The sequence below is a fragment of the Marinobacter oulmenensis genome (genome assembly GCF_014201735.1).
Classification (GTDB): domain Bacteria; phylum Pseudomonadota; class Gammaproteobacteria; order Pseudomonadales; family Oleiphilaceae; genus Marinobacter; species Marinobacter oulmenensis.
Genome location: NZ_JACHFE010000001.1, coordinates 269,383 through 281,828 on the forward strand (window position 1 = coordinate 269,383; position 12,446 = coordinate 281,828).

13 protein-coding genes are annotated in these 12,446 nt (G+C 61.2%); 9 read left to right on the top strand and 4 right to left on the bottom strand.

Features of this window, described 5'->3' with window-relative positions:
• Nucleotides 1-28: 28 nt before the first annotated feature.
• From HNR38_RS01220 to slmA, 8 genes are read left to right on the top strand one after another with little or no spacing between them, the layout of a single operon-like run.
• Entirely contained in the window at nt 29-1,372 is a 1,344-nt protein-coding gene (locus HNR38_RS01220) for a peptidylprolyl isomerase (protein ID WP_183698944.1), read from the top strand.
• Nucleotides 1,369-2,379, top strand: coding sequence for a 4-hydroxythreonine-4-phosphate dehydrogenase PdxA (pdxA, locus tag HNR38_RS01225; RefSeq protein WP_183698946.1), 1,011 nt, complete (start codon nt 1,369-1,371; stop codon nt 2,377-2,379). The genes HNR38_RS01220 and pdxA overlap by 4 nt, the downstream gene beginning before the upstream one ends.
• A complete protein-coding gene (gene rsmA / locus HNR38_RS01230; RefSeq protein ID WP_183698948.1) occupies nt 2,376-3,200 on the top strand; it encodes a 16S rRNA (adenine(1518)-N(6)/adenine(1519)-N(6))-dimethyltransferase RsmA in 825 nt (274 codons plus the stop codon). Before pdxA ends, rsmA begins: the two co-directional genes overlap by 4 nt.
• Complete coding sequence (locus HNR38_RS01235; RefSeq protein ID WP_183698949.1) at nt 3,193-3,996, top strand: symmetrical bis(5'-nucleosyl)-tetraphosphatase; 804 nt, start codon at nt 3,193-3,195, stop codon at nt 3,994-3,996. The genes rsmA and HNR38_RS01235 overlap by 8 nt, the downstream gene beginning before the upstream one ends.
• A complete protein-coding gene (locus tag HNR38_RS01240) occupies nt 3,983-4,393 on the top strand; it encodes a DUF423 domain-containing protein (RefSeq protein WP_343068199.1) in 411 nt (136 codons plus the stop codon). Before HNR38_RS01235 ends, HNR38_RS01240 begins: the two co-directional genes overlap by 14 nt.
• Before the next feature lie 8 nt (nt 4,394-4,401).
• Nucleotides 4,402-4,602: a sulfur carrier protein ThiS gene (gene thiS / locus HNR38_RS01245; RefSeq protein WP_183698951.1), complete on the top strand. Its 201-nt coding sequence runs from the start codon at nt 4,402-4,404 to the stop codon at nt 4,600-4,602.
• Between the two features lie 50 nt (nt 4,603-4,652).
• Complete coding sequence (locus HNR38_RS01250) at nt 4,653-5,462, top strand: thiazole synthase (RefSeq protein WP_183698953.1); 810 nt, start codon at nt 4,653-4,655, stop codon at nt 5,460-5,462.
• A gap of 44 nt (nt 5,463-5,506) precedes the next feature.
• Nucleotides 5,507-6,094 (top strand): nucleoid occlusion factor SlmA, encoded by a 588-nt coding sequence (gene slmA, locus HNR38_RS01255; RefSeq protein ID WP_183698955.1) that lies wholly within the window; start codon nt 5,507-5,509, stop codon nt 6,092-6,094.
• Between the two features lie 139 nt (nt 6,095-6,233).
• Here slmA and HNR38_RS01260 read toward each other — a convergent pair whose 3' ends face one another.
• The 4 genes from HNR38_RS01260 to HNR38_RS01275 all read right to left on the bottom strand — a co-directional run bounded on the left by HNR38_RS01260 (nt 6,234) and on the right by HNR38_RS01275 (nt 10,241).
• A complete protein-coding gene (locus HNR38_RS01260) occupies nt 6,234-7,058 on the bottom strand; it encodes an inositol monophosphatase family protein (RefSeq protein WP_183698957.1) in 825 nt (274 codons plus the stop codon).
• Nucleotides 7,059-7,106: 48 nt separating this feature from the next.
• A complete protein-coding gene (locus HNR38_RS01265; protein WP_183698959.1) occupies nt 7,107-8,402 on the bottom strand; it encodes a pyridoxal phosphate-dependent aminotransferase in 1,296 nt (431 codons plus the stop codon).
• A 105-nt stretch (nt 8,403-8,507) separates the two neighbouring features.
• Nucleotides 8,508-9,836, bottom strand: coding sequence for a substrate-binding domain-containing protein (locus HNR38_RS01270; RefSeq protein ID WP_183698961.1), 1,329 nt, complete (start codon nt 9,834-9,836; stop codon nt 8,508-8,510).
• 93 nt (nt 9,837-9,929) lie between these two features.
• Nucleotides 9,930-10,241: a DUF3301 domain-containing protein gene (locus tag HNR38_RS01275; RefSeq protein WP_183698963.1), complete on the bottom strand. Its 312-nt coding sequence runs from the start codon at nt 10,239-10,241 to the stop codon at nt 9,930-9,932.
• Between the two features lie 381 nt (nt 10,242-10,622).
• Between HNR38_RS01275 and HNR38_RS01280 the strand changes: the two genes are divergently transcribed.
• Complete coding sequence (locus HNR38_RS01280) at nt 10,623-12,314, top strand: putative bifunctional diguanylate cyclase/phosphodiesterase (protein WP_183698965.1); 1,692 nt, start codon at nt 10,623-10,625, stop codon at nt 12,312-12,314.
• The last annotated feature ends 132 nt before the right edge of the window (nt 12,315-12,446 follow it).

Here is a 12,446-nt window from a genome sequence, read left to right on the forward strand (position 1 = left end):
CTTAGAAATGATCAACCAAGAGGTGACTATGAAGGCGACTGTCCGCCAGGGACTGACACTGCTGCTGACACTGGTAATGATGGCGTTGTCGGTTTCCGCCCAGGCCGAACGCAAACTGCTGGACCAGGTGGTGGCCATTGTGGATGACGAGGCCATTCTGCAGAGCGAGTTGCAGGCACGGGTGAACACCATCGTGGGCCGACTGAGTGCCCAGGGCACCGGCCTGCCGCCCCGTGGGCTGCTTGAGGAGCGGGTGCTGGAGCAGTTGGTCACCGAATCCATCCAACTGCAGATGGCTAATAACATGGGTATGCGGGTCAGTGATAACGAGCTGAACCAGACCCTGGCCAACATCGCCAGCAACAATGGCATGACCATGGAGCAATTCGAGAGCCAACTGGCCCAGGAAGGGGTGACCTACCAGCAGGCTCGTGAGCAGATCCGTAATGAAATGCTCACCAGTCGTGTACAGCAGCGCCGCGTGGGCAGCCGCGTGCGGGTGACGGACCGGGAAGTGGATAATTTCCTGGCGGCAAAAGATGCCCGGGGCGGCAACGAGGCGGAGTACCACCTCGCCTACATTTTCGTTGAAGTGGATGAGCCTGGTAACGACGCCTCTGTGGATGAGGCCCGAGCCAAAGCCGAGAACCTGCGCCAGCAGATCCTGGACGGCCGAGACTTCCGTGAAGTGGCTGTCGCCCAGTCGGATGCCAGCAATGCCCTGGAAGGTGGTGACATGGGCTGGCGGGCTGAAAGCCAACTGCCGTCACTGGTGGCGCCGGTGGTCCAGGAGCTGAACGTCGGCCAGACGTCCGAAGTGCTGGAAAACAACAGCGGTTTTCACCTGGTGATGGTGATGGACAAACGGGGCGGCGAACAGCAGCAGGTGGTTGAGCAGAACAAGGTGCGCCACATCCTGATCCGTCCGTCTGACGCGGTGACTGAGGCGCAGGCCGAGCAACGCATCCAGGAAATCTATCAGCAACTGCAGAGCGGTGCGGATTTCGCGGCGTTGGCGAAGGAAGTCTCCGACGACCCGGTGTCCGGCTCCGACGGCGGCAACCTGGGCTGGGTCAGCCCCGGTCAGATGGTGCCGGCCTTCGAGGAAGCCATGATGAACGCCGAGGTCGGCGAAATCTACGGGCCGGTCCGTTCCCGCTTTGGCTGGCACATCCTGCAGGTTCAGGACCGTCGTCAGCAGGACGTCACCGAGGCCAACCAGGAGTCCCAGGCCCGCCAGACCATCTATCGCCGCAAGTTTGATACCGAATTGCAGAACTGGCTGCGTGAGATCCGCGACGAGGCCTTTGTTGAGTTCAAGGGCCAGTACGCCGATATGAATGCCGAGACTGGAGATGACAACGCGTCATGACCGAGCCGGTAATCCTCGCCCTGACCGCCGGTGAGCCCGCGGGCATTGGACCGGAACTGTGCCTGCAACTGGCGGGCGAAGACCGGGACGAGGGGCTGGTGGTGGTTGCCAGTCGGGAGCTGCTGGCGGCCCGTGCGGAATGCATGGAGCTGCCGGTTACCCTGCGTGACTGGCAGCCGGGCGAGCGCCCCGAGCAAAGAGCGGGGCACCTTTCTGTCCTGACCGTCGAAGGCTGTCACGCCTCGGAGCCTGGACAACTCGACGCCAGCAACAGCCAGTATGTTCTGGACACCCTGACCACTGCCGCCGAAGGCTGCCTTGCCGGTGACTTCGATGGCATGGTGACGGCACCGGTACACAAGGGTGTGATCAACGAAGCCGGCATCGCCTTTAGTGGCCACACGGAGTTCCTGCAGGCGATCTGCGAGGTGGAACGGGTTGTGATGATGCTGGCGACCGAGGAATTGCGGGTGGCACTGGTGACCACTCACTTACCCCTCAAGGATGTTTCTGCGGCGATCACACCGGAGCGGCTGACCCAGGTTACCCGTATCCTCAATGCCGATCTGCAGACCTTCTTTGGCATTCAGCAGCCGCGCATTCTGGTGGCGGGGCTGAATCCCCATGCCGGGGAAGGCGGACATCTGGGCCGTGAAGAGATCGAGGTGATTGAGCCGACCCTGAATCAGCTCAGGAACGAAGGCCTCCGTCTGACCGGTCCGCTGCCGGCGGATACCCTGTTTACGCCGCACTGGCTGGACGACGCCGATGCGGTGCTGGCGATGTATCACGATCAGGGACTGCCGGTGCTGAAGTTCCAGGGCTTCGGCCGGGCGGTCAACATTACCCTTGGCCTGCCCATCGTGCGCACTTCGGTGGACCATGGCACCGCCCTGGACCTGGCCGGAACCGGGCGTGCCGATGCCGGCAGTCTGCACACCGCCATTCGCGTGGCCGGACACATGGCTCGCTGCCGCAAAGCGGCACGGTCTGGAGACACTGAATGAGTAACAAGCACGGCCATCAGGCCCGCAAGCGTTTTGGCCAGAACTTTCTCCATGACCCCGGTGTGATTGAGAAGATCGTCCGGGCCATCCACCCGAAGCCTGACGAGACCATCGTGGAAATCGGGCCCGGGCTGGGGGCGCTGACCGAAGAACTGCTGCAGGCCAACCCGCGCCTGCAGGTCGTGGAGCTGGATCGAGACCTGATCCCGGTTCTGCGCACCAAGTTTTTCAATTACCCGGACCTGCAGATTCATGAAGCGGACGCCCTGAGTTTCGATTTCCGTCAACTGATGACGGACGGTCCGCTGAGGATCGTCGGCAACCTGCCGTACAACATCTCCACGCCACTGATTTTCCATCTGCTGGAGCAGGCCGGTGTGGTGCGTGATATGCACTTCATGCTGCAGAAAGAAGTGGTACAGCGTCTGGCCGCTCAGGCGGGGGACAATCACTACGGCCGCCTGGGTATCATGGCCCAGTATTTCTGCCGGGTGCAGCCGCTGTTCGAGGTGGGGCCGGGAGCCTTCCGTCCGGCACCCAAAGTCGCGTCTGCGATTGTGCGCCTGGTGCCCCATGAGCAACTGCCGCACCCGACCAAAGACCTGAAAACCCTGCAGGCCGTGGTGCGTACGGCGTTCAATGCCCGCCGGAAAACCCTGCGCAAGGCCCTGGCCAGCCTGATCACGGTCGAACAGTTGCAGGCGCTGGGCATCAATGACGGCCTGCGGCCGGAAAACCTGACACTGGCCGACTACGTACACATTGCCGATTTCCTGTTTGAGCATTCCGGGGAAAACAGCAACGAGGTAAGTGATGACTGACTACGCCGTTGGCGACATCCAGGGCTGCTATGAGCGTCTGCAGGATCTGGTCGACAAGGCCGGATTCTCGCCGTCCCGGGACCGGCTCTGGTTTGCCGGCGACCTGATCAACCGCGGGCCGTCGTCGCTGGCGGCCCTGCGCTATGCTGAAGGCCTCGGGGATTCGGCCCGGGTGGTGCTGGGCAATCACGATCTGCATCTGCTGGCGGTGGCCCTTGGAGGCCACAAACTCCGTCGCAAGGATACGCTGCAGTCGATTCTCGACGCCCCGGACTGTGATCACCTGCTCCATTGGCTGCGTCAGCAGCGGCTGTGCATTCACGATGCCGGGCGCAATCTTCTGGTCGCCCATGCCGGTGTCCCTCACATCTGGGGCGTGGAGAAGGCCATGGCCTGTGCCCGTGAAGTCGAAGCGGTGATCCAGGGGCCGGACGCAGAGGATTACTTCCGGCAGATGTACGGCAATGAGCCGGCCTGCTGGCGGGATGATCTGAGCGGCATGGAACGCTGGCGGGCGATCACCAACTATTTCACCCGGATGCGTTTTATCGCCGAGGACGGCACGCTGGAACTTTCTGCCAAGGAATCGGCGGATAAAGCCCCGGAAGGCTATGCGCCCTGGTTCCGTTTTCCCCGGCCGGACTCAACCCGCGTGGTTTTCGGCCACTGGGCGGCACTGGTGGGCCAAACCGGCAGTGACCAGTTTATCGGCCTGGATACCGGCTGTGTCTGGGGCAACGAGCTGACCCTGATGAACCTTGATACCGGAGAGACCATCGCCTGTGACTGCAGTTAAGACAACCCCGGGTTCCATCATCCGCTGGTCGCTGGCCATTGGTGGCCTGGCGGCTTTGCTGGCGGTGATCGCCGGTGCCTTCGGCGCTCACGGTTTGCGTGGTGTGGTGACCGAGCGTGCCCTGTCGGTCTTCGAAACCGCCGTCAGTTACCAGATGTATCATGCCCTGGCCCTCATCGTGACGGCGCTCATGCCGGCGCTGGGGTTGAAGCGGCGACTGCTGGCTGTTGCCAGTGGTTTCTGGGTGGCTGGTATAGTGCTATTCAGCGGTAGCCTGTATTTGTTGGTTCTCTCCGGTACCCACTGGCTGGGGCCGGTGACGCCGGTTGGCGGTGTCTGCTTCATGGTTGGCTGGGCACTGCTGATCGCGGCGGCTTTGAAACGAGAGCGGAGGTGACGGCAGTCATGCAGATTCAGTTGAACGGTGAAACCATAGAGTTGCCGGCAGGCAGCACCGTGGCGGTGCTGATCGAAAAGCTGGCTCTGGCCGGCAAGCGGCTGGCCGTTGAGGTTAACGAGGATATCGTTCCCCGCAGCCAGCACCCGGAATTCATCCTGGACGACGGCGACCGGGTGGAAGTGGTGCACGCCATCGGTGGTGGCTGAGCCGCCGCCCACCCCGTTCAGGATTTCTTCTTAACAGACTCAGGAAGGCTATGACAGATTCAGCAGACATTCAGCTCCCCGAAGACAAACCTCTGGAAATCGCCGGCCGGGTCTACCAGTCCCGACTGCTGGTCGGCACCGGTAAATACCGGGATCTGGCCGAGACCGGCCATGCCATTGAAGCCAGTGGCGCAGAGATCGTGACCGTTGCCGTGCGCCGGACCAACATTGGCCAGAACCCGGATGAGCCCAACCTGCTGGATGTGGTGTCCCCGGACAGCTACACCATCCTGCCCAACACCGCCGGCTGCTACACCGCCAAGGACGCGGTACGGACCTGCAAGCTGGCCCGGGAACTGCTGGACGGCCACGACCTGGTCAAGCTTGAGGTGCTCGGTGAGCACAAGACGCTGTACCCGAACATGCCGGAAACCCTGATCGCCGCCGAGGAACTGATCAGGGACGGTTTCAAAGTCATGGTGTACTGCTCCGATGACCCGCTGCTGGCCATGCGCCTGGAGGAAATGGGCTGTGTCGCGATCATGCCACTGGGCGCGCCTATCGGCTCCGGCCTGGGTATTCAGAATCGCTACAACATGCGCCTGATCATCGAGAACGCCCAGGTGCCGGTGCTGGTGGATGCGGGCGTCGGTACGGCATCCGACGCCACCATCGCCATGGAGCTGGGCTGTGATGGTGTATTGATGAACACCGCCATCGCCCAGGCGCGGGACCCGATCCGTATGGCCAATGCCATGCGCCTGGCCATTGAATCCGGCCGGGAATCCTATCTGGCCGGCCGCATGCCCAAGAAACTCTATGCCAGTGCCTCTTCGCCCATTGATGGCACCTTTTTCTGATAAAAAACGAAAACCAGAAACCATAAAAGCGCTGTAGCTGTTACATGACCAATACCAAACCCAGTCGTCGGGAGAGTATCCTCCGGGCGCTTGTTGAACTGCTTCAAAGCGACCCGGGGGTGCGTATCACCACCGCCGGGCTGGCCCGAACCGTCGGTGTGACCGAGGCGGCCCTGTACCGGCATTTTCCCAGCAAGCGGAAGATGTTTGAGGCGCTGATCGAGTTTGCCGAAGAGGCGGTGTTTTCCCGCTGTCAGGTAATCCTGCAGGAACAGGAGGATGCCCGGGTGCGGATACAGCAACTGGTGCATCTGGTACTGGTGTTTGCCGAGCGCAACCCGGGCCTGTGCTGTGTGCTGACCGGTGACGCGTTGATGGGCGAGGATGTCTCCCTGCGCAAGCGGGCCTCGCAGTTCTTTGAGCGTCTGGAAACCCAGATTCGCCAGACCCTCAAAGAGGGGGAGATCCGTCAGGGCCTGCGGCCCCGGACCAGCGCCACCCGTGGTGCGGATTTCGTGATGGTGTTTATCGAGGGCCGCATTCAGCGCTTTGTGCGCTCATCGTTTACCCGCCTGCCGTCCTCGGACTTCGATGAGGCCTGGGGTCTGGTGTCTGAGAGCCTCTGGGGCTGAGTTCCCGGAGCGAACGAGGACCGGAGGGGCAAACGCCGCACAGAACCGCTACAAGCACGTCCATGTGCGCTTGTTTCAGGCCATCCCTGGCCTTCAACATTCTGTGCGGCGTTCGCCCCTCCGAATCCTTTTAACGGCCTTACTCGTACCCGGACGCCTGCCGGAGAATCGACCGGACCGGTGCCCAGACTCCGGGCGCTGAAATCAGGATATCCTTCCCCCAAAGGTCTGCCGGGTAGCCCTCTGGCACTTCGCCAAAGTGGCCCACGGTGGCCCCGGCTTCTTTTGCGATCAATCTTGCCGCCGCAAAATCCCAGGGGCTGACGTTCTCGTAGTAGATATCCAGCCGGCCGCAGGCCACCCAGCAGATGTCCAGAGCCGCTGAGCCGATGCGGCGCAGATCCCGGCACTGGTGGATCATGGCATCCAGTCGCCGGATCAGTGGCGCCAGATCGTCTTTGGTGTAGGGAAAGCCGGTGGCGAACAGCGACTGGCGCGGCGTATCTGCCCCGCTGTGGCGTATCGGGGCACCGTTCAGTGTGGCTCCCATGCTTTCGGTGGCCCGGAAGGTTTCGCCGGGGAAGGGGGCGTGCACCACGCCGGAGCGCACCTGGCCGTTTTCGGCATAGGCGATGGAGACGGCTACCTGCGGGTGGCCGTAGGCGTAGTTCACCGTGCCGTCGATGGGGTCCACGATCCACAGCGGAGTGTCCAGTTCCTCAGCCTGGGACAGGTCCGGCATGGTTTCTTCGGAGAGGATGCGGTGGTCCGGGAAGCGCTTGCGGATCGCCCCGGTAATGAACTCGTCTGCCATGACGTCGGCATGGGTGACCAGTTCCGTCTGCTCTTTGTAATCGGTGCGGAGGGTGTTTTCCTCGCGTTCGCGCCGAATCAGTTCACCGGCCTCCAGGGCCAGCGCTTCGCCGAAATCGGTAATGGCTTGCAGGTAATCGGGATTGGGCATGGCACCCCCGGCGTTGGATTTCGAGGGTGCCAGTCTAACACGGAGGGATTACAGGCTGTTGAACCAGCCCTCCATCTTGTCCATGGCCATGACCAGGCGGGGGCAGGCTTGCTGTACGAACGCGTCGTCCAGCTCTTTTTCCGCGTATTCGTCGCCGGCGATAGCCAGGGCCTGGCCGCCGTCAAAGTCCACAAAGGCCAGGCGTGCGCCCAGGTGATCCGGTGAGAAGCCGAAGTCGCTGGCGGGCAGGATGGCCACCCCGGTTTTTTCCAGTAGCGCCGTACACAGGGCCTGGGCCGTCTTGATGTCCTGGCTGGCCAGCCTGTCGCGGAAGCTGGAGAAATCCGGGAACAGATAGAAGGCGCCCTCCGGCTTCTGTACCACCGCGCCCATCTCGTTCAGGCGGCGGTGCATGTACTCGCCGACCACCTTCAGCACCCGGCGCGACTGGGTCAGGTACTCGGTGATGTCATCACCGCCGTTGAAGGCAGTAATCGCCGCGTACTGGGTTGGCGCGCTGGTCGAGGTGAAGGTTTCGCTGGCAATGATCGCCATGGCGTCCTGCAGGGGCCGCAGTTCCGGTGGGAAGATAAACGCGCCCAGGCGCCAGCCGCCTGCGCCGGCCCACTTGGACAGGCCCGTGCTGATGATGGTGCCTTCCGGGTAGTAGCGGGCAATGGACTTGTGTTTGCCCTCGAAGTGCACCTCGCCGTAGATTTCATCCGACAGCAGGATCAGGTTGTACTTGCGGGCCACGTTGGCAATCGCCAGCAACTGATCGTCGGTGTAGGTGCAGCCGGTCGGGTTGGACGGGTAGTTCAGGATCAGGATGCGCGGGCGTGACGGGTCGTCCCGACAGATGATGTCGAGCTCTTCCGCTGTTAACTGCCAGTTGTTCTCGGCATGGGTTGGCAGCCAGTGTACGGAACGGCCGATGATACGGGCCTGTGGCGCGTAGGACACCCAGCTCGGCCGTGGAATCAGCAGATCACCGTAGTAGGCCAGTTGCAGCATGAAGAGCAGCTCCTTGGAGCCGGGGCCGATCAGTACATCTTCCCAGGTGGAACGCATGCGCTCACTGCGGTTGATATAGCCGGAGATGGCTTCACGCAGATCCTTCAGGCCCCGCACCGGCAGGTAGTCTTTTTCGTGGGCGTGAGCCTTGAGGGACTCGACCACGCGCTCGGGAACCGGGAAGGGCGACTGACCCAGGCCCAGTTTGATGATGTCTTTGCCCTGCGCGCGCAGGTGGTTGCTCAGCTCGTTGATCCGGAGGGTCGCCGAGGGCTGGATGCCCCGGACGTTGAGGTTGATGGCGTACAGATGTTCGCTTTTTATGTCCATTGTCCCGGTCTGTTGGTGAATGTTGGCACCGGGCAGTATAGGGGGCCAAACATATAAGTTGTATGTAGGCGGATAAGGGATTGCCGAAGCACCCGGCCGGGCCCCTTACTGCTTGATCCAGACTTCAACCCGCCCGTTCCGGGGGCTGCCGGTATCGCCAACCGGCATGTACTGGCCATAGCCGGTATAGGCCACATCCAGCAGGCCGTTTTTGCGCAGCGCTGTGCTGACGGACAGGGCACGGAGTTCGGAAATCATCTGGGCCCGGAGTTCATGACTCTGGGCATCGGCAAAACCGATCAGCATCAGGTCATCCGGTGTCCGGTTGTGTCGGCGCAGGTACTGCTTCACCCGAAGCAGATCCCGCAGGGCCTTGTTGTCGAGCCGGGTGCGCCCTTCGGCAAACCGGAAATTAACGGTCAGGCGCTGGTAGTTGGACGTGAGCTGCTGGAAGGTCCGGGGAACGGTGGCGTCAAACTCGGGTTTGACGGCGATGGGATTCTGGGAAATGAAACCGGAATCCGCCACCAGGTCCTGACCTTTCTGACCGAGCGCGAACTCGATCAGGCCGGAAGCCATGGTGGTGGTCTGGTTGCCCAGGGTGTACATGAACAGCCGGCGGGATAGTGGGTAGTCTTCAGTGGCCACCGTGAGCTGGTTAGGCTTGAGAGCCGGGGCATTGCCGTCGGAGATGGCCAGCAGTTTGCTGTCGCGAACCGAGGCCAGGCCGGAAAAACCAATGCCGGCCGGGTCCCGGGCCACGTCATCGGAGAGTTGGTCGTTGGACTCGTAGCGTCGCGCCGATTCGTGCAACTCGTACGCCTTGCCCAGTACCAGGGAACTGAAGGTGTCCCAGGTGCCGGAACGATTGTCCCGGGCGTACAGGTGGATCTCGCGGTTGGGACCGCCCAGCTCTGACCAGTTGCGGACCTCGCCTGAGAAAATCCGGGCCAGGTTTTCGATGCTCAGCCTGACGATGGGGTTGGACGGATGAACAAGGATGGCGAGCCCGTCGATGGCGATCACATGTTCGCTGTCCAGTGAGGTCATGTCCGCCCGGTCACTGAGTTGTTCCACCTCGGCGGGCTTGGCGGGGCGTGATGCCGCCCAGATGTTGGCCTGGCCTTCATTCAGGGCACGGAAACCGGTGCTGGAGCCATGGGCGGCGACCAGAACGCTGATCCTGTCGTTGTCCTGTCCGACACTGAGAATCTTCTCATTGGGGGCGCCAGTGCCGCCGGTGCTGACAGAGCCGCCGGTCAGTTGCTCCAGATAACCGGTGACCAGCATCGGTGCCAGAGTGGCTCCGACCGTGTTGGAACCGTGGATCTCCAGATCATGGCCTGCGGAGGCCTGGGTGATTGCCAGAAGAAGTGCGCCGATCAGCGCCCTGGCTTTGCCGGTACAGCCCCGAAGTTTGTGCTCCTGAATCATCTGTCTTATGCCTGCTCACACCGATGGAAATGATCCCCCAAGATTGGCGGATAAATGTGACATTTTTGTTGCAGTCCGCCAGGGGCGAGGGTTTCAGAAGCGGTGAGGGTCGAGCTCCATGTTCAGGATCTGCCGCCCAAGCATGATAATGCGGCCGGTATAGCGCTCTTCGCCGGTGGTGGTAAAATCGAACAGGAATCGCCGCCAGACCCGCAGCTTGCCGTCGCTATCCCGTTTGAACCAGAGGCCGCGCAGATAGACGGCATCGTCCAGAAGCAGCACATCCATGGACTTGCAGTAGCGTTGGGCGGCCTTCAGTACGAAGTCCTTGATGGCCTTGGCGCGCCACCAGTACCAGATGGCGAGGCCGGCGATGAAAAGCCAGAAGAGGGTGCCCAGAGTCAAGGTGTTGGCGGTCCTGTGGTGTCGTGAATCCTGATCGGACCGCCAGATTACCTTATTGGGCGGGTTCGGCAAATTCCCGCGACCGGTCGGGTTGCGGTCAGCCGTCAGTTTCGGGCGGTCGCGGAGCATGTGCAGGACGTCTTCATTGGCCGCGCTGATCTGGCTTTTGGGATTGGTAGTGAACGGGATAAGGGACAGTGGTTCCCGCCGGTGAGATGCAGGCCGATATCCGTATTCTGCAATTCTGGTGGGGCCACGCCTGGTTTGCGGCGACTTTCGTCAAACCGGTGGTACTTTCTGCAATATATGGATAGGTCCTGTCCGGTTAACGCATATGCTGGTGTACAAAAATCGCGAATATCATCAGGGAAGGCGGGTCGTATGCACGTATTGGAGGATCAGGATTTCAGAGCGCTTGTGGACAATCACCCCAAGGCGATTCTGTTGTCCACGATGGACGCCCACATCACCTATGTGAATCACCGGTTCCGATCCCTGACCGGTTACCGGGCGGACGAGGTGATCGGGAAAACACCAGCGATCCTCAGCTCGGGCATGCACTCCGCGGATTTCTACCAGAACATGTGGCAGCGCCTTGAACACTCCGGACGCTGGGAAGGCTTGATCTGGAACCGCCGTAAAAGCGGAGAAAACTATCCCCAGTGGCTGACCATCTACACGGTCCATTGTGGTGCTCGGGCCTTCTATGTTGGTGTTTTCATGGACGTGGGCGAACTCACCGCCAATGATGAACGCCTGGCCGCGATGGCCTATTACGATCCCCTGACGGAACTGCCCAACCGGACCCTGTTCCAGGAATTTCTGAAGGCGCGGGCCAGCCAGCGTAAATCGGTGCAGAATCTTTTTGCGGTTCTGTATATAGATCTCGATTTTTTCAAGTCGGTCAATGACCTGCATGGCCATGACAGTGGTGATCGGGTGTTACAGCAGGCGGCGGCCTGCATCCAGGGCGTGCTCCGCAAAGGCGATGTGGTTGCCCGGCTGTCTGGCGATGAGTTTGCCGCCATCATCGAGTTACGGGAAGAGGCGGAACTGGAGCCGGTGTGTCGTCGCATGAACAGTGTTTTCCAGGGGCCAGTTGTGGTCGGTGAGCATGAGTATTTCCTGTCAGCATCGGTCGGGGCGGCGATTTTTCCGAGACACGCGGAGACTGCCGGTGATCTGCTGCTGAAAGCGGACCGGGCCATGTACAGCGCCAAGATGGCGGGGCGGGCCTGTTACCGCGTCTACAGTGCGGAGGAGAGCGAGCACGGGCAACACAAGCGCCGGATCTCTGAATCGCTGGTGGCGTCGCTCAAGGTTTCACCCGAGGAATTCTCCGTGGTGTATCAGCCGCAGTATGACCTCGACAGCGGCCGACTGGTGGGCCTGGAGGCACTGTTGCGGTGGCAGCATCCGGAGTTTGGGGCGGTTTCACCGGCCGAATTTGTACCGCTGGCGGAGCAGCGTGGCGTCATTCATGAGCTGACGGAGCAACTGGTCCGTTGCATTCGTCGGGACCTGGACTCCGATACGTTCATTGGCAAGGGTGATCAGCGGCTGGCGATCAATATCTCGGCCCGCCAGATTGCCGACAGCCGTCTTGAACACCTGCTGGACCCTTTCTTTGAGGCCACCCGTCAGGCTGGTTGGCTACCCGAACTGGAAATCACCGAAACCCATCTGATGAATCTGTCCAGGCGCAGCCTGGAACAACTCAGGGCCTTTGGCGACAAGGGCGTCACAGTGGCGGTGGATGATTTTGGCACTGGCTATTCGTCGCTGGCATACCTCCAGACTTTGCCGGTCCACGTGCTCAAGATTGATCGTCAGTTTGTCAGCCGGCTGGGGCCGGATCGGCGGGATTCCCGAATCGTCGCTGCGATCCTGGCCATTGCCGATGCCCTGGATCTGGAGGTAATAGCGGAGGGGATCGAAACCGAACTGCAGAAGAGCCGGTTACAGGAACTCAACTGCCACCGGGGGCAGGGCTATCTGATGGCCCGGCCGTCTCCACTGGCAGGCCTTTCCCTGGCGGACGCGGAGCCTTCCAGCAACCGTACCCCTGCTTGATAGGCGTCAAGAAAAAATGAAATGCTGTCCAGTTTTTGAGCGTTTTGCAAAATTTGGCTAGGGCCTGAAGCGTGAGTGCCTTAAAAAGGCCCGATCACTCACTTTTCATATAAGCCCTTATGCGCCACCAGG